Annotated in this window: 22 protein-coding genes and 1 pseudogene; 6 read left to right on the plus strand and 17 right to left on the minus strand. The window is 57.2% G+C overall.

Going from position 1 to position 22,928, the window contains the following annotated elements; translation table 11 throughout:
• Positions 1-42: 42 nt before the first annotated feature.
• From larE to aroD, 5 genes are all read right to left on the minus strand, one after another.
• The gene (larE, locus tag BQ7486_RS07920) at positions 43-873 is read right to left on the minus strand and encodes an ATP-dependent sacrificial sulfur transferase LarE (RefSeq protein WP_074009643.1); all 831 of its coding nucleotides are present in this window, start codon (positions 871-873) and stop codon (positions 43-45) included.
• Positions 870-1,622, minus strand: coding sequence for a nickel pincer cofactor biosynthesis protein LarC (gene larC / locus BQ7486_RS07925; protein ID WP_074009644.1), 753 nt, complete (start codon positions 1,620-1,622; stop codon positions 870-872). Before larC ends, larE begins: the two co-directional genes overlap by 4 nt.
• A gap of 25 nt (positions 1,623-1,647) precedes the next feature.
• Complete coding sequence (gene larB, locus BQ7486_RS07930; protein ID WP_074009645.1) at positions 1,648-2,328, minus strand: nickel pincer cofactor biosynthesis protein LarB; 681 nt, start codon at positions 2,326-2,328, stop codon at positions 1,648-1,650.
• 138 nt (positions 2,329-2,466) lie between these two features.
• Entirely contained in the window at positions 2,467-3,747 is a 1,281-nt protein-coding gene (locus BQ7486_RS07935; RefSeq protein ID WP_022372693.1) for a nickel-dependent lactate racemase family protein, read from the minus strand.
• Positions 3,748-3,949: 202 nt separating this feature from the next.
• Positions 3,950-4,732, minus strand: a complete 783-nt coding sequence (gene aroD / locus BQ7486_RS07940; RefSeq protein ID WP_022372692.1) for a type I 3-dehydroquinate dehydratase — start codon at positions 4,730-4,732, stop codon at positions 3,950-3,952.
• Between the two features lie 176 nt (positions 4,733-4,908).
• On the opposite strand from aroD, the gene BQ7486_RS07945 reads away from it, so the two are divergent.
• On the plus strand, positions 4,909-5,307 hold the full coding sequence (locus tag BQ7486_RS07945) for an RNA-binding S4 domain-containing protein (RefSeq protein ID WP_204207012.1): 399 nt from the start codon (positions 4,909-4,911) through the stop codon (positions 5,305-5,307).
• A 58-nt stretch (positions 5,308-5,365) separates the two neighbouring features.
• On the opposite strand, the gene BQ7486_RS07950 is transcribed toward BQ7486_RS07945, so the two are convergent.
• From BQ7486_RS07950 to metK, 5 genes are all read right to left on the minus strand, one after another.
• Positions 5,366-6,670: a tryptophan--tRNA ligase gene (locus BQ7486_RS07950; protein WP_074009646.1), complete on the minus strand. Its 1,305-nt coding sequence runs from the start codon at positions 6,668-6,670 to the stop codon at positions 5,366-5,368.
• Positions 6,671-6,766: 96 nt separating this feature from the next.
• On the minus strand, positions 6,767-7,549 hold the full coding sequence (gene pstB, locus BQ7486_RS07955; protein ID WP_022372689.1) for a phosphate ABC transporter ATP-binding protein PstB: 783 nt from the start codon (positions 7,547-7,549) through the stop codon (positions 6,767-6,769).
• Positions 7,550-7,949: 400 nt separating this feature from the next.
• Positions 7,950-9,017: an RNA-guided endonuclease InsQ/TnpB family protein gene (locus BQ7486_RS07960; protein ID WP_235836772.1), complete on the minus strand. Its 1,068-nt coding sequence runs from the start codon at positions 9,015-9,017 to the stop codon at positions 7,950-7,952.
• 109 nt (positions 9,018-9,126) lie between these two features.
• Positions 9,127-9,540: an IS200/IS605 family transposase gene (gene tnpA / locus BQ7486_RS07965; RefSeq protein ID WP_074009648.1), complete on the minus strand. Its 414-nt coding sequence runs from the start codon at positions 9,538-9,540 to the stop codon at positions 9,127-9,129.
• A 172-nt stretch (positions 9,541-9,712) separates the two neighbouring features.
• Positions 9,713-10,891 (minus strand): methionine adenosyltransferase, encoded by a 1,179-nt coding sequence (gene metK, locus BQ7486_RS07970; RefSeq protein WP_022373516.1) that lies wholly within the window; start codon positions 10,889-10,891, stop codon positions 9,713-9,715.
• Positions 10,892-11,177: 286 nt separating this feature from the next.
• Here metK and mutM point away from each other — a divergent pair, with 286 nt between their 5' ends.
• From mutM to BQ7486_RS07985, 3 genes are all read left to right on the plus strand, one after another.
• Entirely contained in the window at positions 11,178-12,014 is an 837-nt protein-coding gene (mutM, locus tag BQ7486_RS07975; RefSeq protein ID WP_074009649.1) for a bifunctional DNA-formamidopyrimidine glycosylase/DNA-(apurinic or apyrimidinic site) lyase, read from the plus strand.
• On the plus strand, positions 12,002-13,015 hold the full coding sequence (mutY, locus tag BQ7486_RS07980; protein ID WP_022373514.1) for an A/G-specific adenine glycosylase: 1,014 nt from the start codon (positions 12,002-12,004) through the stop codon (positions 13,013-13,015). The genes mutM and mutY overlap by 13 nt, the downstream gene beginning before the upstream one ends.
• A 162-nt stretch (positions 13,016-13,177) precedes the next feature.
• Positions 13,178-13,984, plus strand: a complete 807-nt coding sequence (locus tag BQ7486_RS07985; protein ID WP_074009650.1) for a MetQ/NlpA family ABC transporter substrate-binding protein — start codon at positions 13,178-13,180, stop codon at positions 13,982-13,984.
• Here BQ7486_RS07985 and rapZ read toward each other — a convergent pair whose 3' ends face one another.
• From rapZ to BQ7486_RS08020, 7 genes are read right to left on the minus strand one after another with little or no spacing between them, the layout of a single operon-like run.
• Positions 13,985-14,890 carry an RNase adapter RapZ gene (rapZ, locus tag BQ7486_RS07990; RefSeq protein WP_074010092.1) on the minus strand — a complete coding sequence of 302 codons (906 nt, stop codon included), beginning with the start codon at positions 14,888-14,890 and terminating at the stop codon, positions 13,985-13,987.
• A 48-nt stretch (positions 14,891-14,938) separates the two neighbouring features.
• The gene (gene rpoN, locus BQ7486_RS07995; RefSeq protein WP_074009651.1) at positions 14,939-16,351 is read right to left on the minus strand and encodes an RNA polymerase factor sigma-54; all 1,413 of its coding nucleotides are present in this window, start codon (positions 16,349-16,351) and stop codon (positions 14,939-14,941) included.
• A gap of 13 nt (positions 16,352-16,364) precedes the next feature.
• Entirely contained in the window at positions 16,365-17,144 is a 780-nt protein-coding gene (gene lptB / locus BQ7486_RS08000; protein WP_074010093.1) for an LPS export ABC transporter ATP-binding protein, read from the minus strand.
• A 15-nt stretch (positions 17,145-17,159) separates the two neighbouring features.
• On the minus strand, positions 17,160-17,771 hold the full coding sequence (gene lptA / locus BQ7486_RS08005; protein ID WP_022373509.1) for a lipopolysaccharide transport periplasmic protein LptA: 612 nt from the start codon (positions 17,769-17,771) through the stop codon (positions 17,160-17,162).
• A gap of 24 nt (positions 17,772-17,795) precedes the next feature.
• Entirely contained in the window at positions 17,796-18,398 is a 603-nt protein-coding gene (gene lptC / locus BQ7486_RS08010) for an LPS export ABC transporter periplasmic protein LptC (RefSeq protein ID WP_074009652.1), read from the minus strand.
• Positions 18,395-18,940, minus strand: a complete 546-nt coding sequence (locus tag BQ7486_RS08015) for a KdsC family phosphatase (RefSeq protein ID WP_022373507.1) — start codon at positions 18,938-18,940, stop codon at positions 18,395-18,397. The genes lptC and BQ7486_RS08015 overlap by 4 nt, the downstream gene beginning before the upstream one ends.
• The gene (locus BQ7486_RS08020; RefSeq protein WP_074009653.1) at positions 18,940-19,926 is read right to left on the minus strand and encodes a KpsF/GutQ family sugar-phosphate isomerase; all 987 of its coding nucleotides are present in this window, start codon (positions 19,924-19,926) and stop codon (positions 18,940-18,942) included. Before BQ7486_RS08020 ends, BQ7486_RS08015 begins: the two co-directional genes overlap by 1 nt.
• A gap of 706 nt (positions 19,927-20,632) precedes the next feature.
• On the opposite strand from BQ7486_RS08020, the gene ltrA reads away from it, so the two are divergent.
• Both ltrA and BQ7486_RS12060 read left to right on the plus strand, forming a co-directional pair.
• Complete coding sequence (gene ltrA, locus BQ7486_RS08025) at positions 20,633-21,946, plus strand: group II intron reverse transcriptase/maturase (protein WP_074010094.1); 1,314 nt, start codon at positions 20,633-20,635, stop codon at positions 21,944-21,946.
• Positions 21,947-22,537: 591 nt separating this feature from the next.
• Positions 22,538-22,928, plus strand: a pseudogene (locus tag BQ7486_RS12060) (group II intron reverse transcriptase/maturase); the annotation flags it as partial.

Below are 22,928 nucleotides of genomic sequence, written 5' to 3' on the forward strand. Positions count from 1 at the left end.
GATATGACGCAGTTCGTGCTTATTGTCGACTATGGTCGATGGTCAGTTGGCCCGGTCGTAAAACCCCGAGAGCTTCACCATCACCCGCACCGTGAGATCGTTAAGGTCCGGAGCAAAACGGGCTTTGAGGCGCTCAGCCACCGCCTCCACCGTTGCTTTTGAAAGCCCTTCAAGGCTTTTTTCCTCCACATGGAGTTCTGCGTGGTAAGGCCGTGCGGGATCGGGAAACCTGAGGCGAAATCTCAGATGTGCGCATTCGGGCTGCGCCTCGAGCCAGTCTTCGGCGGCAGCCGTGAGTTTGAGCGTCGCCTCATCGGGCATCACGCCGTAGGGAAAGCGCGTCAGAAGACAGGGGCGCGCGGCCTGATCGGGCCGGGGCATCTCGAGTTTTGCTGCCGTTGCACGGATTTCTTTTTTCCCGAACCCGGCTTTGGCCAGAGGCGAATAAATCCCGAGCTCCTCCAAGGCCTTTCGCCCGGGGCGGTAGACGCTGAGGTCGTCCTTGTTGGTGCCGTCGCAGAGCTTTTTGTCGGTGGTGCGGGCGAGAAGCTCCGTAAAGACATGGTGCTTACAGACGTAGCAGCGGTTTTTGCCGGCGCTGGCAAGGTCTGTGATCCCCAGGGGATTGGCCATGATCAGTTCCGGTTCAATCCCCATGGCGCGGGCGTCAGCAACCGCCTGTGCGGTCTCTGAGGGTGCCATGTGCGGCCCTGCGACGTGCAAAAGCCGCACGCGGTAGCCGAGGAACTTGCTCACAAACGCAAGAAACCGGCTGTCAAGCCCGCCGGAGTAGGCAATCGAGACCGTATGGTCCGCGCCCGCGGCATCGGCTACGGCGTCCTGAAGGGCCTGCGGAATCAGAGTATCCGTCACGCTTTTTCACCTAGAGCAAACAAAAGGCCGTTGGCACAATAAGCAAAAACCTTGTCTGGGGCATAGGCCGTGACGTGGCGCTTGACGGTCATCTCGGGCCACGCTCCGAACGTGGCTCCGAGGCCCAGAAGTACCGCCAGGCCCGTGGGCGTCACGGCTTCGCCGATACCGGTAAAGCCCCTGACGGCGACATTGTCGAGCATCGAAAAAAGCGCGGGAGCGGGGTTGGGGACAGCGCCGTGAGCGCAGTTAACGGACCCGTCGCCGAGCGGCACGGCGCTTGCGAAAAAGCCTTCGGGATTAAGCGTTGTAAAAAGTTCGGCGATAAGACCGATGGCCACGACGTTTGCGGTGCGGCCGACTTCGTGAAAGTGCACTTTGTCGGGGCTGGCGCCGTGTACCGACGCTTCGGCTTTGGCGAGCACCTGCCAGACGGCATCGGCCTTTTCGCGGGCGGCAGCTGAGAGCGTACTTTCATCCATCATGCGCGCGATGTCGGCAACCGACCGGTGCACGTGCCCGGCGGGCGCGGGGCAGGCGATGCGGCAGGTGACGCCCGCGATGCCGTTCACGTGCGAATCGACAAGTTCAACGTCGGACGTGAGCGCAGGAAACTTCTCCCGGGCAAGTTCAGTGAGTGAAAAAAAGGGACTGCGTATGAGACCGGCAAGCCCCGCGAGTACGGAAGCGGCGTTAAGCCCCGCGTGAATGCGGACGGTGAGAACCGGATGGTTTAAAAGAAGCGACATTTTGAAAGCTACCAGAAAGGTTGCATTAAGACTTCGTAAGCGCCCTGAAGACGCGGCTTACCGCACAAGCAGCCCCGTAGCCGTTATCAATGTTCATGACCGCAACGCCCGGCGCGCAGGAGGCGAGCATGCTCGACATCGCAGTCATTCCGCCTTGCGCCACGCCGTAACCGACGGATGTGGGCACCGCAAAAATCGGCTTATCGGTGAGTCCCCCGAGAACACTCGCAAGGGCCGCATCAAGCCCGGCAATGACGACCACTGCGTCGCACGCGTTGATTGCAGGAAGCGCTTGCGTAATGCGCCAGAGCCCCGCGACACCGCAGTCTTCAAAGCGCTCTGACTTCCAGCCCATGTAGGTGAGGCTTCGCGTGACTTCTCGCGCGACAAAACCGTCAGCGGTCCCCGCGGACACCACCGCGGCTTTGAGCCCGGGGTTTTTCGCGGGCATCGTTTTAAACCAGGCGGTGCGCGATAAGGGGTCGTAATTGCAGGCTTCGCGCACCGTGTCCGCAACGGGGAGGCGCTCAAAGACGGATTCTGAGAGCCGCGTAAAAAGAATCGGCTTTTCCGCGGGGTCACTGAAACGCGTCAGCAGCGTCACGAGCGCCCTTTCGGGTTTGCCTTCGCAGAAAACCGCTTCGGCAATGCCGATGCGCGTGTCGCGGTCAATGTCAAAACGGATGCAGGGAGCGCCGGAAGTCATGGATGAAAAATGCGAAAAAACAGGATTGCCTGATACTTTAAGGCGCACCGGCCTCGAGGTCAGTGCGCCATGGGCTTTTTGCCCGTATTGGAGACAAGACCGGGACAAACGGACAGGCGCGTCCCGGAATGTGTCTGATTATTTCGCAACGCGCGGGACGGTGAGGCTCCCTTCAGGCATCAAAATGATGCTCGGCGTCTCGCCCACGTACTGCTTGGCAAGCGCGAGCGCCTCTTCCACGGTATCCACGGCCGCCGTAAAGAGCATGTCTTTGGCAAGGGTCTTATCCAGAGCCGTCACAAGGATGAAGCGTGCTTTGGAAATCGGACGCGTCACGGCAAAGGCCTTGTTGGCGCCGATTCTGAAGTCCTTTTCGAGCTCGGCCTTGATGGCGCAGGGAGTCTTGAGCCTCTTAAAGGTTTCTTCAAGAACCTTGGACCCGGAGCCTTCCTCGCATTCGGCAAGAAGAATCACAACGCCGCCTTCGCGCACGGCGCAGGCCGCGTTATCCATCGTCTTTTGCATCTGGTAGACGTTGATGTCCTTGGGGTAGCCGCCGCAGCTTGCGATAACGAGGTCGGCTTCCTTCGGGATGACGCAGCCGTAGACCTCGTCCACAAACTTGCAGGCTTCCTTGTGCGCGGCGATGTAGTCGCCCGCGAACATTCTGAGGAACTGGTGCTTGGCGTTGAGAATCGCGTTAAAGAGAAAGAGCGAGCGGCCCTTGGCGAAAAGCGCCACGCCTTCCATCTGGTCTTCGTAGCAGGGGTTGCCGGTGGTAAGCCCGAGGCCTGCGTGCTTGTCGAGCATAAAGCTGTGATTGACGCGTACCGTTTCCATCGCGGCGCACCCGGGGAGAATGGCCTTTCTGCCGCCGCCGTAACCGGAGAAGTAGTGGTGCACGATGGTGCCGGTGAGGATCACGTGATCGACGTGGCAGATGTGTTTGTTAAGCCACACCGGGGTGCCGCGCGAGGTGGTGCCGAAGTACTCGAAGTCTTCCTGCTTGGTGCAGGTGCTGTTGTACATCTTGAGGCGCGAGGAAACGTCCTTGCCCACGGCTTCGACCATTTCTTCGTGCGTCATGTCGCGGTGGGTGCCGAGCGAAAAGACGATGTGCATGTCTTCGTCTTTGACACCCAGCTTATTCAATTCGTTGACCAAAACCGGCATGAAGTCAAAGCTGTTGGCAACGCGGGTGGGGTCGTTGCAGATAAAGGCGACGGTATCCCCGGGCTTGATGATTTCGTTGATGGGCTTACAGCCGATCGGGTGGTAGATCGCGTCAAGGATGCCCTGCTTGACGTCGGTCATCGGCGGGAATTCTTCGGTGCGCACTTCTTTGAGAATGTGCGCGTCATCAATGGAAAACTGCTTGCGGCCGTGGCCGTAGGCGAAGTCAAAGGTCTTGACGGTCATGAAAACTCCCTCTCGATTGGTTTAAGGGCCCGGTTGGTTTCGGACGGGCTCCTTTGTGTTTTTTGTCCGGCGCGTTACGCAAAATCACGCATACCGGCTGCGGCGGAAATTATAGGGAGACGCGCTGGCGGCGCTCAGAAAAAACGCCTGCTGCCTGATGCAGGGCAGAGGCGTTGAGGGTGCTTTGCAAAAGGCAGAAACGTCAGGCGGCAGTAAAAGGATCAAAAAGCGGGAGGAGCTTGGTGGACTCTTCGGCGCTTAGCTGACCGGGCGCGGAGGCCTCGGTCCCCGCGACAAACGTTGCGTCGGCGCCGAAAAGGCGCCCTGCGGCGCGGGTAACCGCCCCCATCGGGCCCATGGCGATCGAAATGATGGGGAGCCCGTGCTTTTTGCGCGCGGCAAGTGTCTCCTGCATTAAAAGAAGCACGTCTTCGGGCTTTTTGGGTATCACGGCGATTTTGAGGATATCCGCGCCCGCGGCCGCCATCTCGGCAAAAAGCTCACGGATTTCTTTCGCAGGGGGCGTTTTTTCAAAGTTGTGAAAACTCATGATGACGGGCATGCCCGCGTCGTGCGCAGCCTTAGCGGCAGCCTGGGCTTCCCCGCGGCGGATTTCGTAGTCCATGGCGTCCAAAAACTTGGTGCCCGCAAAAAAGACCGCAAGATCCCGGTAGTTTTCGTCCGAAATCTCGCAGGCGCCGCCTTCGTTTATCGTGCGCAGGGTCCCCAGAATCGGCTTATTGGCGTGCGCTCTCAGGGACATCGCCGCCGAAATAAGCGACTGCTTGGTGATCTGCTCGAAATGATCGAGCCGCCACTCGAGAATGTCGACGGGCAGTTCCCCGAGGGTGTGCTGCTCTTCAAGTAACCCGCTTTCAGTCGATGAGGTCAGACTCGCAAGGGTTCGCACCGGCCCGTTTCCCACGGTAACGTCGCCAATGACGGCGGGTTTGACCGGATACGGAGTAAATGTAGAGTCGCTCATGAGTGAAAGTGTTTTTGAAAAAAGGATGTGAGGCATTGTAGCGGGTTGCCGGTAACGGTCCGCGGTAATACCGGAAAGACGGGCTGAGTTTTTTTGCAGATCAGTGCCGGAAGGACGCTGCCCGCGTTTTGCCTTAGTATCGCGTTCTGAAACGGTTTTTGAACGGAACGTGCGGCATGGCAGCAGAGTTGGAAAGTATTCGTATCGACAAATGGCTTTGGGCGGCGCGCTTTTTTAAAACACGGTCGATTGCGCAGGAAGCCGTGGAGCTCGGGCGCGTCAGGCTCAATGACCAGCGCTTGAAACCCTCCCGGGAAGTCAAACCCGGTGACCGTCTGACGGTGGAAAGAGGGGACGAGCGGTTCGACATCTTTGTGGAAAAGATTTCGGCTGTGCGGGGGCCTGCGCCGGTGGCACAGACCCTGTACCGCGAGACGGATGAGTCCAAAGAAAAACGCCTGCGGGTTAGCGAAATGCGAAAGATTGCGATGGAACCGGCGTCCACCATCGCCAAGGGCCGTCCCACCAAGCGCGATGCGCGTCTGATCCGGCGCGTAAAGGCAAGCTGGGGCTAAACCTGCGGACAACAAAATCCCGGCAAGCAGCCGGGATTTTTGTGAGCGTCTGTGAGGCTTACTTTTCTTCAGCCGCGGCTTTGAGCTGCGCAAGCGCCGTCTTCACCGCGTCAACCGTTGCGCCTTCTGCGTAAGACGCCGTTTCAAGCACCGAGAGGTCGCCCTTTTTGAGGGCCCCGATTGCCATCCCGGCGCTCTTGCCGTCGTCAAACGCGGCGGAGGTGACAAGAAGCGTCCCGTCAGCTGCAGTGAGCTTAAAGTAGAACTTCCCGTCCTTTTCACGGTACTGCTTAAAGACCGGGAGCTGCGCCTTTTTGGCAGCCGCCTTCTTTTCCACCGGTTTAACGGCATGAAAGCGTCTGAGACCCACGGCTTCCCGTAAGTTTTCCATAAAGGGCGTTGAAATCCTGCGGGCCTTCGCAGCCCCGGCCTGCAGGATCTCCTCGAGGATATCGGGGTGGCTTGTGTAGTAGGCGTACTTCTCGCGCATCGGGCCGATTTCAGACTCAATGCGGTCGGCAACGTAATTTTTCGCGTCGCCCCAGCCCATGCCGGAGGTAAGAAGGTTGCGGAAGACTTCGCGCTCACCGGCGTCGGCAAAAGCGTCATAGATTTGGGTAAGCGCCGTGCCTGCCGGGTCCTTGGGTTCTCCGGGCATCTTGCTGTCGGTGACAACACGGCTTAACGCTTCACGCAACGCTTTTTCGCCGCCTTCAAAAAGCGGGATCACGTTGTTGTAGCTCTTACTCATCTTGCGGCCGTCAAGACCGGGCAGAACCGGAATGTCTTTTTCAACCTGCTCAAACGGCATCACAAAGAAGTCGTGCCCGAGCCCATAGAGGTTGTTAAAGCGCGTGGCGATATCGCGCGCCATCTCCAGGTGCTGAATCTGGTCTTTGCCGACGGGGACGCGGTTCGCGTTAAACATCAGGATGTCTGCGGCCATTAAAACGGGATAGCAGAAAAGGCCCATCGAGACACCGACGTCCGGGTCTTCCTGCTGGGTGCCGTTAGCCTCCACCACGGCCTTATAGGCGTGCGCGCGGTTCATGAGACCCTTGGGGCAGACGCAGTTAAACATCCAGTTTAAAAGCGGAATTTCCGGGATATCGCTCTGGCGGTAGAAGGTGACTTTTTCGGGATCAAGACCCGCGGCAAGCCAGCTTGCCGCAATCTGCATGCGGCTTGTTTCGATACGGGAGGGATCCTGGCACTTGATGAGTGCGTGGAGGTCCGCCATAAAGAAAAAGCTCTCAACGCCCTCGGTGTGAGAAGCGCGGATACAGGGGCGGATGGCGCCACAGTAGTTGCCGAGATGAAGCGTACCGGTCGTGTTGATGCCGGTTAAGACGCGGATGGTCATATATCCCGAACCTTTCTTTGTAAAGATAAAACGGAAAGGAAACACTCTAGCAAAGTTTTCGCGGCCTGCACGGTTGTTTGCCGGCCGCAGAAGTACTTAACCGAAGTGGCCGTTCACATAGTCGCGGGTCTTTTCGAGCTTCGGGTGGTTAAAGATCGTGTCGGTGGCGTCAAATTCAATCAACTGCCCCATAAAGAAGAACGCGGTCTTATCCGACACACGCGCCGCCTGCTGCATGTTGTGCGTCACGATGATGATAGAGAGCGACTCCTTGAGTTCAAGGATGCTTTCCTCAAGGCGCTGCGTTGCAATCGGATCCAAAGCACTGCAGGGCTCATCCATCAGAAGCACTTCGGGTTCAACCGCCAACGCACGTGCAATGCAGAGGCGCTGCTGCTGGCCGCCGGAAAGCCCCAGGGCACTGTCGTTAAGACGGTCTTTGACTTCTTCAAAAAGCGCGGCGCGCTTCAGACTTTCCTCCACCTTGTCGCGGATGAGGGTTTTGTTGGTGATGCCGGCAACTCTCAGACCATAAGCGACGTTTTCAAAAATGGATTTGGGAAAGGGCGTGGGCCTCTGAAAGACCATGCCGACACGCTGTCTGAGCGCCACCACGTCAAAGTCAGGCGCGTAGATGTCATCGCCGTCCAACGTGATTTTCCCCGTGATGTGGGTGTCGGGGATGAGTTCGTTCATGCGCGAAAGCGTTCTTAAAAACGTACTTTTGCCGCAGCCCGAAGGGCCGATCAGAGCCGTCACCTCGCGGTCACGGAAGTCAAGGTTGATGTCAAAAAGGGTCTGCTTTTTGCCGTAAAAGAAGTCCACGTGTTCGGCGTGGATCTTGATGTCGTTTTTTTCGTTTGTCTGAAAGTCGTTCATGAGTGTTTTGTCCGGTCGGCCGGGGGTTTGGCCGGCAATTTTTTTGTAAAGCGTCTTTTACGTGTGATCTGCGATCGTATGCCGCGTTTTTGTCGAAACCGTGCCGTTTCGGTGACAAAACAATGACAAAGAAAACGTCATCAACCCGTCACGAAAAAAGGGTTGATCCGTCACAAACGGCGCTCAAGATGCGCAATCGAAAAAAGAAAAAACGATGTGCCCGGAGAAATGGGGTTTCCGGGATTTTGGTTAACCGGTGCCGGACGGACAAACAGCAAAATCTGACGTGTCCGGCGCCATTGATGTCAGTAAGGACAAAACGAAATGATGGTAAACAACACCCCGTCTGAAGACGGGGGCTTTATTGTAACCGCATCACACGGCCCAACATAAGGCTGGTTTACATCAGCCCCTGTGCTGACAGCTGTCGGCACAGACCCTGCAGGTTGCGGCTCGCATTCAAGTCGCTGTGCGCAAGGTGACCACATTGGCTGCAGCGGAACCCGTGCTTATGGCGTTTGCCCGGTGCCCCGCACTGTGAGCATGTCTGGCTTGTATAGCGCGGATCCAGGAAAACACACCGGATTCCAGCGGCTGCCGCTTTGTAAACAATCATCTCCTGCAACTCACGGAAAGACCAGCGGTGCAGTCGGCTTCTGATGCGTTTCCCGGCCTTGATGTGATCCCGGATATGCGTCAGGTCTTCCAGGGCGATTAACTTGATACCCCGCTTTGCGGCTTCCTGCACAATCTCTTTGCTTACAACGTTATTGACATGCGTCACATGGCGTCTTTCTCGGCCTGAGGCTTTTTTCAGGTGCTGTCTGGCACTCTGAGAGCCGTTGCGCTGAAGACGCTTTCTCTGACTCATATATCGGTCTCTTTTATCCTTTAATGCTCCTGCTTTCCAAATACGGCCCGTGCTGACGGCCGCAATATTGTTCTCGCCGACATCAATACCCATGATCTCGTCGGCTTTCAGATTCTTTAAATGCTCTTTGCCCGAACAACCTTGGGACTCCACAGCGATGTGAAGCTCCCAAAACGCTTCTTTCCGGCCTCTCCGGGGATGCAGAACAAGGTTGCACTCCTTACGCTTTCCAGAAGCCAGCAACTCTTTTTGAAAAGGGCCGGGGCACAGACGTGCCCGAATCCGACCGCTGATGGTTGAAATTGAAACAGTGCCGTCAGGGAAAAATGTCAGCGTGTTCTTGTCGACGTGAACCGAGGGGTGCCTGAACACCAGCGTCTTGAGCTTCTTGTCCTCACTTTTGAGCTGTGCCGGATGATTGGCAAGCTCCGTCTTGTAGGCTGCCGACACCGAGCGGATGACGTTACAGGCATACTGGCTGCCGAGATCCGGAAATTTTGCCTTGATCTTGTCATAAACTGCGTGATGCAGCGTGAAACGCTGCCAGAGCCTCTTCGTGCGGTCCGCCGCTACTGTCGGAACTACAAAGTTACACACCTGCGCATAGAGTCTCTGCGTCGCTGCGAGCTTTTCGTGTGCTGCCGGATCGAGTAGTTCCAGCCGAACGCAGGCTGTGCGGACACACTTGCCGCTCCCCTCAACGCGTCTAACGCCGTCCGCGGATGTGTTCAGTCCTTTCGATGTAGCTTTTGATCGTTTCTGCACTGACACTGCCTGCTGTTCCGACGTAGTAAGAAAGCGACCAAAGATGGCCTGCCCAATGTTCATTTTTGAGTTCCGGATGCCGCATCAGCAGCATCCTTGCACTGGCACCCTTCAATACTCTCACCGCGTCGGCAATGCTGACGGACGGCGGAAAACTGACCAACAGGTGCAGGTGATCCGGCTGAATCTCCAAAGAAAGTATCTCATACTTTCTTTCAGCGCATATGCTTTCAAGCAACTCACGCAGAGACAGCGCAACACCACCCCTGAGAACGGATTTCCTGTACTGGGGGCACCATACCACATGGTAAGCTGTCTGATAGACGCAGTTTCTGCTGTAAACGACGTTTAGCATAGTGCGTATGGTACCAATTTTTTAAAATAAAAACAGCCGCGATTCCTCCCGCGTCTGAAGACGCGGGTTTCCTCGCGGAATTTCTATGAAAAAGGCCCGAAAGAAACGGAGTTCCTGCGGGCCTTTGGACCTTAAGCCGGAAGTTGCCTTCCGGCCAGGGATTTAAGCGCGGTCAGAGACCGGCGGCTTCCTTCAAAAGCATCGCCTTGTCGGTCTTTTCCCACGTAAATTCCGGCTCTTCGCGGCCGAAGTGACCGTAGGCGGCGGTCTTGGAGTAAATCGGACGGCGCAGATCGAGCATCTGAATGATGCCGCCCGGACGCAGATCGAAGAACTTACGCACGAGTTCCGCAATCTTTTCGTCGGCAATGACACCCGTGCCGTTGGTGAGCACCGTGATGTTCATGGGTTCCGCGACGCCGATCGCGTAGGAGACCTGAATCTGGCACTGACGCGCGAGGCCCGCGGCAACAATGTTCTTTGCCACATAGCGGCAGGCGTAGGCAGCGGAGCGGTCCACCTTCGTGGGATCCTTGCCGGAGAAGGCGCCGCCCCCGTGCGGGCAGGCGCCGCCGTAGGTGTCGACGATGATCTTGCGGCCCGTAAGCCCGCAGTCGCCCTGGGGACCGCCCACCACAAAGCGCCCGGTGGGGTTCACAAGGAACCGAGTGTTTTTAAGCCATTCCGCAGGCATCACCGGACGGATGATGTTTTCGACCACCGCTTCCACGAATTCGGGCTTCATATGGTCGCCCACAGACCATTCCGGGGAGTGCTGGGTCGAGAGAACAATCGTGTCCGCGGCAACGGGCTTACCGTCCACGTAGCGCAGCGTCACCTGGCTCTTGGCGTCCGGCCTCAGATAGGGCATCACGCCGTTACGGCGCACGATGGACTGCTGCTGCACGAGGCGGTGCGCGTAGTAAATCGCGGCGGGCATCAGTGTCGGGGTTTCGTCACAGGCAAAACCAAACATCAGGCCCTGGTCGCCTGCGCCCTGGGTGAGGGGATCGTGGTTTTTCTCGTCCACGCCCTGCTTGATGTCCTCGGACTGCTTGTCATAGCCCACGAGAACCGAGCAGCCCTTGTGGTCGATGCCGTATTCGGAATTGTCGTAGCCGATGCGCTTTAAGACGTCACGGGTGAGGTCAATGTAGTTGACCTGAGCGTCCGTGGTGATTTCACCGGCCAAAACAACGAGACCGGTCGAGCACATCGTTTCCGCGGCCACACGGCTCATCGGATCCTGCGCGAGGCAGGCGTCGAGTACGGCGTCGGAAATCTGGTCGGCCACCTTATCGGGATGACCTTCACTGACGGACTCGGAGGTAAAAAGAAAATCGCTGGCCATTGCCATGCTCCAATGGTACGTTGAAAACGTTGCAAACCAAGCGTCCAACGCAGTGAGCTGAGCAATGAAAACCAGCGACGTCGCGGCAGACGCTTTAGCGGTATTTGTTGATTCGCCCCGCAAGTTGTCTTTGTTAACTCGGCGAATTGTCGCGCATGATACTCGGTATTGCTTAAAAATGGATGACGGGCAAATCCGAAAAATAGTCCGGCTGCCGTACACAAAAAGACAGGCCTTTGCGCTGGTGTAGCATCCCGTTAACTGCAACTGCACCAGGACAACATACATGCCAGAACTTCCCGAGGTTGAGGTCTGCCGCAAGGCACTCGCGCCCGCTCTTACCGGTAAACGGGTGAGCGCCGTGCACGCGTATTGCACGAACTTAAGAAGCCCGGTGCCGCCGCTCATGAAACGGATCGGGGGCCTCAGACTCACAAGCCTCACGCGGCGCTCCAAGTACCTTATCTGGCGCTTTGAAAATGAATCGACGGGGCAGGTGACGTGGCTTACGACGCACCTCGGAATGAGCGGCGCCTGGCGGCTCTGGAGGGCGGATGCCGCACCCGCGGCGGGCCCGCACGACCGTCTTGACATCATTTTTGATGATGAAACGCTTCTGCGCCTCACCGACCCCCGGAAGTTTTCCGATATTAAAGTCACGGACACCGATCCGAGGGAACTCGCGCCCCTAAACACCATCGGCGCCGAGCCCTTTGACAAGACACTGACCCCCGAGGTCTTTTACAAAGCGCTTCGCGGCAAAACGTCCGCCATCAAGCAGGTATTGCTCTCAGGCAAGATCGTCTGCGGCTGCGGCAATATCTACGCCTGCGAAAGCCTTTTTGAGGCCCGTGTCCGCCCCACGCGCAAAGCTTCTAAGGTCACGAAAAAGGAAGCCGAAAGGCTCCTCACTGCAATCCGCGATGTTTTGACGCGCTCCATTGCCGCGGGCGGCACGACGCTCAGAGACTTTCACGGCACCGACGGCGAAAGCGGCTGGTTTGCGCTCGAGTGCTCTGTTTACGGGCGTGAGGCTGAGCCCTGTCCCGTCTGCGGGAGTCTTATTAAACGCATTGTCCAGAACGGCCGCAGCTCTTTCTTTTGCCCGACATGTCAGAAGTAAAAGACGCACTCACAGAACCCGAAGTCTTTGCCGGGGCACTGGTCGCCTGGCAGAAGCGATGCGGGCGGCACGGTTTGCCGTGGATGGTTGCAGACGCCTACCGCCGCTGGGTCTCGGAGATCATGCTGCAGCAGACGCAGGTTGCGGTGGTAAAGGACTACTTTGCGCGCTTTATGGCGGCCTTTCCGACGGTTCAGATTCTTGCGGCCGCTGACGACGAAGCCGTAATGAAACTCTGGGCGGGCTTGGGGTACTACTCGCGGGCCCGCAATCTTTTGGCCTGCGCCCGGGTTGTTGTGCGTGACTTCGGGGGCGTTTTCCCTAAGGACGTTGAAACACTGGCAACGCTTCCGGGAATAGGCAAAAGCACCGCAAGCGCGGTGGCAAGTTTTTCTTACGGCACGGTCGCTCCGGTCGTTGACGGCAACGTCAAACGGGTGCTCACACGCCTTTTTACGGTAACGTCTCCCGTGGGGACGGCGGCCTGCGATCAGTTTCTCTGGGAGGCGGCTGAGAAACTCGTTTCAAAAACCCATCCCGGCGTTTTTAATCAGGCGATGATGGATATCGGCGCCACGGTCTGCACGCGCACGAAACCGGCCTGCATGATCTGCCCCTTATCCGCCTGGTGCCGGGCGTTTCATGAGGGCAGCCAGGAAAGTTTCCCTGTGCGTAAACCCAAAAAGGAGCGCCCGGTAAAGGACGCGGTCTTTACGGTGTACCTCTCTGACGGGTGTGTGTGGCTTATCGAACAAAACGAAAAAGGCGTATGGCGGGGGCTCTGGACGCTGCCCGCCGCTTCCGAAGCGGGAGAAGACATCGGGTGTTTTACGCACGACTTTTCGCACTACCGGCTCAATGCCCGCGTGGAACTTGTGCTGCATAAGCCCTCAACTGAAAACGCCCGGGGCTTTACCCGCAAAGACGCTGAAGAAGGGGCCTTGCCTGCCCCCGTCAAGAAGTTTTTGCTTGCCTCTGAGGTTTTAGCCGGCCGCTTCTGACAGGCAAAAAACCGTCCTTCGCAAAGGTATTACCGGTTTTTCGCGGCAATACCGCAGAGGACGCTCAAAGTCCGAAAAAGCCGTGGTTTTGCTTCTGCACAATATCCGCATCCGAGAGCGCTGCCTCTCACCGATTTTTTCCAATAAGGACCGGGCAAAACCATGACCTCACGTTTTTCCCGCATTGCGGGTTCTCTTATTTCCGCCGGCGTTCTCGCCTTTTCCGTGCTTTCAACAGCGGCAACGGCAGCTGATGTCATAAAAATCGGCGTGACGCCCGTGCCGCACGCCGACATTGTGAACCTCATCAAGCCAGCGCTGGAGAAAGAAGGCGTGGAACTTAAGGCCGTCGAATTTAACGACTACATCCAGCCCAATGCGGCACTTGCGGACGGCGACCTTGACGCGAACTTCTTCCAGACGATTCCATACCTTGAGGAAATGTCCCGTCAGAACGGCTACAAGTTTGCGATCCTAACGTCCGTGCACCTCGAGCCCATGGCCGTGTATTCCGACAAATATAAGTCCGTAAAGGACCTCCCGGAAGGCGCGCGCATTGCTGTGCCGAGTGACCCGACAAACGAAGGCCGTGCGCTTAAGGTTCTTGAATCGGCCGGTGTCATTAAGCTCAAAAAAGGCGCAACGCTTCTTGCGACGGTGAAGGACATTGTCGAAAATCCGAAGAAGGTGACGTTCTACGAGCTTGAACCCGCGCAGCTGCCGCGCGTGCTCCCGGACGTTGCCGCAGCCGTCATTAACGCCAATTACGCGCTGCAGGCGGGGCTTAATCCCGCGAAGGACTCGATTGCCGTTGAACCGAAGTCCTCTCCCTTTGCCAACGTTGTGGTGGTGCGAAAGGGCGAGGAAACCAAGCCCGCGTTTGCCAAACTCAAAAAGGCGATAAACGCCCCTGAAGTGAGGACCTTCATTGAAAAGACCTACAAGGGCGGCGTGATCCCGACCTTTTAATCAGGCGGTTTGGGCGGAGAGAGCGGATTGGGCCGCCTGCGCCGCCCGGATCTTGGCGACCTGCCGGTGCCGCACCACGGTGCCGGGAAAGTCCGCAAAGCGCTTGGCAAGGGTCTCCGCCACATAGACGCTTCGGTGCTGGCCGCCCGTGCAGCCCACCGCAATTGTTAGGTAATGACGGTTCTGAGCTTCGTAGGACGGCAGCCACCGGCGGATAAAGTGTTCGATATCGGCGATCATGTCGTTGACGTCCGCAATGCCTGACAGATAGTCTGCGACCGGCTTATCAAGGCCCGTCAGAGGCCGCAGTTTCGGATCGTAATAGGGGTTGGGGAGGTTACGGACGTCAAAAACGAGGTCGGCTGCCACCGGGATCCCCCGCTTAAAGGCAAAGCTTTCAAAGGCAAGCGTCATCGTGGACTTCGGGGCCCCGGCAAACTGCCGCACCCAGTCTCTCAAGGTATTGGGCAGAAGCTTTGAGGTGTCGATCTCGTAGGAGTAGGGGGCAATGGGCGCCAAAAGCTCGCGCTCTTTTTCCACAGCTTCAGAAAGCGTGAGCCCCGTGCCGGACTCTTCTGCGGAAATCGTGAGCGGATGCCGCCTGCGGGTTTCGGAAAAGCGCGCAATGAGCGCAGGCGTTGAGGCCGTGAGAAAGAGGGGCCGCACGTCGCAGCCCGCGCGTTTGAGGGCGTTTACCTGCTCCTCAGCGCTCGCAAGATTTAAGCGGCTTCGGGCGTCAATCGCCATCGCGACCTTCTTGTGGCCGTGGTCTTTAAGGCCCAGGGCCACTTCCTTTAAAAAGTCCACGGGGAGGTTGTCCACGCAGTAGTAGCCGCAGTCTTCGAGCACCCGGATTGCAATCGACTTTCCCGAGCCCGAAAGGCCGGTGACGATAATAAGCTGCATGGTTTTGGTGTCCTCTGCCGTGTCCGTCATGGCATGTTCCTTTTGAAATCACTGTCCGGCCAACGCCTTCATCCGCCTTCGCACCGATTTGGCGCCAATGCCTTCCGCCTCACGGTATTTTGCAACCGTGCGGCGTGCCGCCACAATACCTTCATGAGCTAACAGTTGCGAAAGCGTGTCATCAGACAAGGGCTTGGCCGGGTCCTCTGCGTCAATCAGTTCACGGATGCGGTGCCGCACGCGGGCGCTGCTGACGCTTTCGCCGGATTCACCTGTCACGGCCGACGTGAAAAAGGCCTTAAGTTCAAGTGTACCGCGGGGCGTGAGAAGGTATTTCCCGGACACGGCGCGGCTCACCGTCGATTCGGCAATGCCTAAGTGTTCCGCGACGTCCCTGAGAACCATGGGTTTAAGGGCGGCCTTGCCGGCCTCAAAAAAGCCCGGCTGTCTGTCGACAATACACTGCGCCACGGAAACGATGGTGGAGGTGCGCTCCTCGACTGCATGGATAAACGCACGGGCTTCGTGCGCACGATCCCGCCAGGCGGTTTTGTCTTTCCCCTCAAGCTTGGCGGCGGTGAGCATTTCAAAGAGCGCATGGTTAAAGGTGAGCGCCGGCAAGAGAGCGTCGTTTATGCGCACGCGCCAGCCCGCTGCCGTTTTGACGGCAATCACGTCGGGTACGACCGCAGCGGCCGCAGTGCCCCCTGAAAACCCTGCCGCAGGCCGCGGATTCATCCCGGCAATCGCGCGCACGGCCGCGTGAAAGGTTTCCGGTGTGACGGCAAGCTTTTTGGCGGCCGCATCAGGCGTGAGTTTCCCGAGAAAAAGCGCGGTGTTGGAAAGAATCCTGCGGGCAAGCGTCAGTGTCGTCCGTTCTTCGGGATCCTCGGCTTCAAAAAGTGCCCGATCGGTCTGCAGAATAAGCGCTTCCGTACAGTTTCCGGCGCCGACCCCTGCGGGCTCGAGGCTTTGAAGGCGCTTTAGGGCGGTTGCCCAGACTTCAGGCTCAGCCGAAAACGGGGCGTTCGCGGTGAGCTCGGTGAGGGGGTCGGAGAGAAACCCGTTTTCGTCGAGATTTCCGATAAGCCAGAGGACGCACTCACGTTCTGTGTCGGTGAGGTTGAGACACCCCACCTCGCGCGTAAGCTCTTCGGTTAAGGTCACTTCTGCCGCAAGGTTTCCGAGGGGATCAGTGTCGTTTTCGTCCGTGCGGGCATGCACGGGCATGAGGTTTGACACTTCAAGGTCTGTGCCGGTCTCCGGCGTGTCGGCAACGGATTCCTGCGTGCCTGCGTCATCTGTGCGCTCTACAAGCGGATTTTTGGCGAGCATCTCCTCAACGGCTGCCGCGGCTTCGAGACCGGGCATCTGCAGGAGGTTGAGCGCCTGCTTCAGGGCCGGCGTCACCGCCAGGCGCTGCGATTGGGTGAGTAAAACCGAAGCCGACAGTGACGCCATAATGGTTGTCTGGCTACATGCGGAAGTCTTTGCCGAGGTAGATGCGCCGCACGCTTTCGTCGACGATGATCTCCTCGGGTGAGCCGCTGGCGAGCACTTCGCCTTCGTTGATGATGTAGGCGTGGTCGCAGATGCCGAGCGTTTCGCGCACGTTATGGTCGGTGATTAAAACGCCGATGCCGCGGTCCTTTAAAAACCGTACGATGCGCTGAATTTCAATGACAGCAATGGGATCAACGCCCGCAAAGGGTTCATCGAGCAGAATAAAGCGCGGGTCGTTTGCAAGCGCCCGGGCAATTTCCGTGCGGCGCCTCTCGCCCCCGGAAAGCGACACCGCCATATTCGTGCGGATGTGCTCGATCTGAAGTTCTTCCAAAAGGGCGTTGAGCCGCTTTTCCACCTCGGCCTTCGTAAGGGGTTTGCCCTTTTCATCGGTCTGAAGTTCAAGGACTGAGCGGATGTTGTCTTCCACGGAAAGCCGCCTGAAGACGCTGGCTTCCTGGGGAAGGTAACTGACGCCTAAGCGCGCCCGGCGGAAAATCGGCAGGTGCGTGATGTCCATGCCGTTTAGGTGAATCGAGCCGCCGTTTGGAGGAACCAGGCCCACCACCATGTAAAAGGTCGTAGTCTTACCGGCGCCGTTGGGGCCCAAAAGGCCCACGACCTCGCCGCTTTTGACGGAGAGCGACACGTTTCTCACCACCTTGCGGGTGCCGTAGCGCTTCATGAGCGCCGTCGCGGTGAGGGTCTGAACCTTGCCTTCGGCGGCAGTGCTTGTTTCGGGCGTCGTCAGTTCTGTCACTTGGCGTTACTCCGCAAGACGGCTTGAGCCCTGCATACGGGGCGCTTCAGAGGAACGGCGCTGTGTGGTCTTTGCGGCGTCCTTCTGGTTTCTCGGCGCAAGAACTGTCGTCACGCGGCTCTTTTTGCCGCTGACGACTTCCCCTTCCACGCGCGAGCGGGCGGTGAGGAGGTCATAGGTGATTTTGTTGCCGGCCGTGGAGTCCTTCACCAGGCCGTTTTCGCTGCGGGCCAGTTTGGCGTTATCCGTGAAGATAATGCGGTCGCGCTGCTCGTCGTAGACCGCGGTAAGCGCACTCGCATGCACCCACTCGTCGATCCCCTTTTTGTTGTCGCGCTTTTCGCGCATTTTCACGGGAGCCCCCGTGACCGTAATCGTGCGGTAGCCTTCAGGCGACACTTTAAGCGTGAGTTTGTCGCCCAGAATCTCAAGCGTTCCCTGATGCACTTCAACGGCCCCGGAATAGACCGCTGTCTGCGCCACTTCGTCGCCCGCAAAGTTCTGGGCGTTGATTTCGATGGGCTTGGTGCGGTCGGCCGATTCCGCCCACGCGGTCTGCGCGGCGAAAAGCGCGCTGCAAAGCAGGGTTGAAAGTGCAAGAGTTTTACCGAAAATCATGATTTTTTTCACAATTGGGTGTTTTTACGGCGCGATTTCCTGCGTTTTGGCAGCCTTCGGAAGCACAATCGTGCGCACGTCACTGAGAATATCAACGGTTCTTTCCACGTTGTCAAATGTCATGCCGCGCCCGGAGGTGACGTCCGTGCCGCTTTCAAGCCGCACAAAGGCATCGGTTTCCATGCGTTGCTCATCCGGGTAGACCGTAAGGTGGCTTGTGGTAAAGCGTAGCGGTGCGTTGTCGATGTCGCCCGCTCGCGTCACTTCCACGCGGCCCGAAAAGACCGCGGTCTTGCCGGCGTCAAGGCTGATTCCGGTATCTGCGGACGCCTTCACCTGCGGGCGGTCTGCGTAAAGCGTTGCCATGCGCGGCTTGCGGGTCATCATGCGGCCGTCAGGAAAGTGCTCGGCATATTCGGCGTAGATGCGCCGCTCGGCCGTGCCGTCGCCGTCAAATTCGGTGAGCGCAATGTCGCGGGCAATAAAGTCGGGGACGTCTGAAGGCGCTTTCGTCTTGAGGTTTCCGATCTGGGCCATGAGGGCATAGTAGTAACTCACGAGCACGAGGACTGCGAGCACCACGGCGCCGGCTAAGGCCGCTAATTTATCCCGGAAGTGAAGCTTCATTGGCCTTTCTCCCGGACGTAGTGATCAAAAATGAGCGCGTCCCACTTGCCCTGGGCTTTGAGAATGAGTTCTGCAAGGCTTCGGACGGCGCCGTTGCCGCCAGTAAAGTCCGACACAAAGTGCGCAAGGGGGCGCACTTCGGCTGAAGCGTCCGCCGGAATGGCCGAGAGCCCTGCGGCACGCAAAACCGGAATGTCGGGGACGTCGTCACCCATATAAGCCGTTTCTTCGGCGCTCACATTGTGTTCGGATAAAAGCGCCCGGAAGGCGTCGGTTTTAAAGCGTTTGCCCTGTGCTACCGACGTGATGCCGAGCTCCCTGCAGCGTGCGGCGGTTTGAGCGCTTACGCGCCCTGTGAGAATTGCCACGGGGATGCCTGCGGCCTGCAGCATTTTGATTCCGAGGCCGTCACGCGTGAAAAAGCGCTTCACGAGTTCCCCGTTTTCGCCCGTCCAAATCGAGCCGTCGGTGAGAACACCGTCCACGTCAAGAATCACAAGCCGGACGTTTCGGGCGCGTTGCGTGAGAGTGCGGTACGTCATCAGATTACCTTTGCCGTCATCAGGTCATGCAGGTGCAGGGCGCCTACGAGGTGCCCGGCCTTGTCCACCACGAGGAGCTGATTGACAAGCGTCTCTTCGAGGATTCTGGCAGCGGCCGCAGCCATTGCGTCCGCCTCAATCGTGCGCGGGGTTTTGGTCATGACTTCAGCAATCGGAATGGCACGGATGTCGCCGCGCTTTTCAATGAGGCGTCGGAGATCGCCTTCGGTGAAGATCCCGGTAACGACGTTATCAGCGTTTACAACCGCCGTCATGCCGATGTGTTTCTTCGTGATTTCTCGCACGGCATCCAAAACGCTGATATCTTCCTTGACGCAGGGGACCGCGTCGCCCGTACGCATGACGTCGCGCACATGCGTGAGAAGCCTTCTACCTAAAGCGCCGCCCGGGTGGCTGCGGGCAAAATCTTCTTTGGTAAAGCCTTTGGCGTGCATGCAGGCGACGGCCAGGGCGTCGCCCATGGCAAGCGTTGCGGTCGTAGAGGACGTGGGCGCCAAGTTAAGAGGGCAGGCCTCTGCCGTCACGTGCACGTTTAAGTTCACGTCGGCGTTTTTGGCCAGCGAACTCTTGGGGTTCCCGGTAATAGTGATGAGGGCCGTGCCTTCGCGTTTTAACACCGGGATGACGGTTAAAAGTTCCCCGGTTTCGCCCGAGTAGGAGATGCCGATCACGACGTCATCCTTTGTGATCATTCCGAGATCACCGTGGGCAGCTTCGGCGGCATGCACGAAAAAGGCGGGTGTGCCGGTTGAGGCCAGCGTTGCCGCGAGTTTGCGGCCGATGTGACCGGACTTGCCCACGCCGCTTACAACAACGCGTCCTTTGCAGTTTAAAAGGAGCTCAACGGCCCGGGCGAAGTGCCCGGTGTCAAGCGTGTCCGCCAGATCAGTGACGGCCTTGGCTTCACGCAGAAGGACTTCGCGGCCCAGTTCAATGGCGCCTGCGGCATCAAAAGTTCGGATCATCGTCAAAACGCGCTTAAGTGTGCTGTAAACGTCTTATTTTAGCGGGCACAGAGAGCGGAATTTCCTGCTTGTTGCAAAAAGAAAAGAGAAGGGGGACAAGTGTTTGTGAGTCGACTTTTTCTGATACGTAAGCAGCAACAGTTGATTTAGCGAAAAGGAAATGTATCTCCTTTTCGCTATAGCAAAAAGGAGTTATATCTCCTTTTTGCTAACTTTTTGGTGCGCTCGGCATGAGCGCGTTCTAACGGGTGAAAGTCCCGAGTGCAGGGGGTAGCACCAAGCACATAGCCAAGAGCAAGGGTGTCCGCCGCGAGGCGGGATCTGAAGGAAGCTGGAGGCAAACCACTGACCTGACGTACAGAAACTGCATAAGGCATTCGAAGATGGGTAAGTCTGCCAAACAAGATGAAGCCCGAAGCTACACGGAATCCGAGGTGTAAATGCAGCAGGCACATGGTGGGAAAGAACGCGTTCTTACCCGAGGAGGACTCACGGACTTCAATGCAACAGCATTGTCGGAGTAAAGCTTGCCGTGAGTAGTCAGCAACGGTCATAGTAAGCAGGGCAGTACCTGACGAAGGGCCAAATTTATAGGAGTACGGTGCCGTAGACACAAAGTCGCATGGCGCAGAAAACATAAGAAACCTGTCTGAGTTTTGGTACCCACGGAATGGGAAGAGGAACTCAGGAGGGCGCAACGACCGTGATGAACATGGAAAACACCGCACATACCCCGCCTGCTTTCACGGGGATCACACTTGAAGCGATACTGAGCACTGAAAACCTGCTCACGGCGCACAAACGCGTCGAGAGCAACAGAGGTGCTCCCGGTGTCGACGGGATGACGACTGAAGAAATTCGAGCGTATATCTTTGCGCATCCGGGCGAGCTTAGGAGTGCGATTCTGACGGGTAAATACCGCCCTTCTCCCGTGAAACGGGTATCTATACCGAAACCTGAAAGAGGTAAATACAGAGATCTTGGAATTCCGACGGTCATTGACCGTCTTGTTCAACAAGCAGTTGCACAGATACTCTCGTACGCTTACGACAATACCTTCTCAGTGACCAGCTACGGTTTTAGACCGATGCTGGGAGCTCAGGATGCAATTTTGAAGGTAGTGGCTACGGCAGATCAGGAGTACGAGTGGGCAGTGGATATGGACCTCGAAAAGTTCTTCGATACGGTCAACCACAGTCGGTTGATCCGAAAACTTTCGGCGAGGATCAAAGACGGAAGAGTCTTGTCCCTGATCACACGTATGCTGAAATCGGGAGTACTGATCGACGGGAAGGTAGTCAAGACCGAGGTAGGTCTTATGCAGGGCGGACCGCTGTCACCGCTGTTGGCCAACATCTACTTGGACGAATTGGACAAGGAGCTGGAGGCCAGGGGGCACCGCTTTGCGAGATATGCCGACGATTTGATTATCCTCTGCCGCTCCAAACGTGCGGCCCTGAGAACTTTGGACAGCGTCACTCGATTCGTCGAGGGGCGTATGAAACTCAAGGTGAACAGGGACAAAACGTCTGTGTGCCATCTGACGAGGGGAGTGAAATTCCTCGGTCATGGTTTTTATAAGACCAAGGATGGCTTCTACCCAACCGTGCATCAAAAGGCCAAGGATCGCCTTAAAGACTCGCTGAGAATGATCCTTTCGAGGAATCGGAAGATGGGTCTTGACGAGGTTAAGGAGAAACTGAGGCATAAGATCCGGGGATGGTGCGCTTACTTCAAATATGCGCACTACACGGCATGGCAACAGGACACGGATAGGTGGATTCGTCGACGGATACGGCAACTTTTGTGGACGACGTGGAAGAAGGTAAGGACGAGAAGGAGGGCGTTACTCCAGCTTGGGTGCGATGAAGAGACGGCTCATAAATGGGCCAATACCCGAAAAGGCGCCTGGCGGGTTGCACACAGCCAGATTCTCTCGACCAAGCTGACCAATGGTATTCTGAAGAAGAATGGGTGGTGTTGGCTCGGTATGCACCGAGTTAACGGTATGGGAAGGTAAAACTATGAAAACCGCCGTAAAACACTGCGTGAGCAGTGCCTACCAGATCGGTACGGGCGGTGGTGTGGAAGGACGGCGGGGCCTAGCCCCGCCTCCTATCCGATGTGCGCTCGGCATGAGCGCGTTCTAACGGGTGAAAGTCCCGAGTGCAGGGGGTAGCACCAAGCACATAGCCAAGAGCAAGGGTGTCCGCCGCGAGGCGGGATCTGAAGGAAGCTGGAGGCAAACCACTGACCTGACGTACAGAAACTGCATAAGGCATTCGAAGATGGGTAAGTCTGCCAAACAAGATGAAGCCCGAAGCTACACGGAATCCGAGGTGTAAATGCAGCAGGCACATGGTGGGAAAGAACGCGTTCTTACCCGAGGAGGACTCACGGACTTCAATGCAACAGCATTGTCGGAGTAAAGCTTGCCGTGAGTAGTCAGCAACGGTCATAGTAAGCAGGGCAGTACCTGACGAAGGGCCAAATTTATAGGAGTACGGTGCCGTAGACACAAAGTCGCATGGCGCAGAAAACATAAGAAACCTGTCTGAGTTTTGGTACCCACGGAATGGGAAGAGGAACTCAGGAGGGCGCAACGACCGTGATGAACATGGAAAACACCGCACATACCCCGCCTGCTTTCACGGGGATCACACTTGAAGCGATACTGAGCACTGAAAACCTGCTCACGGCGCTCAAACGCGTCGAGAGCAACAGAGGTGCTCCCGGTGTCGACGGGATGACGACTGAAGAAATTCGAGCGTATATCTTTGCGCATCCGGGCGAGCTTAGGAGTGCGATTCTGACGGGTAAATACCGCCCTTCTCCCGTGAAACGGGTATCTATACCGAAACCTGAAAGAGGTAAATACAGAGATCTTGGAATTCCGACGGTCATTGACCGTCTTGTTCAACAAGCAGTTGCACAGATACTCTCGTACGCTTACGACAATACCTTCTCAGTGACCAGCTACGGTTTTAGACCGATGCTGGGAG

This window comes from Duodenibacillus massiliensis (assembly GCF_900128485.1).
Classification (GTDB): domain Bacteria; phylum Pseudomonadota; class Gammaproteobacteria; order Burkholderiales; family Burkholderiaceae_F; genus Duodenibacillus; species Duodenibacillus massiliensis.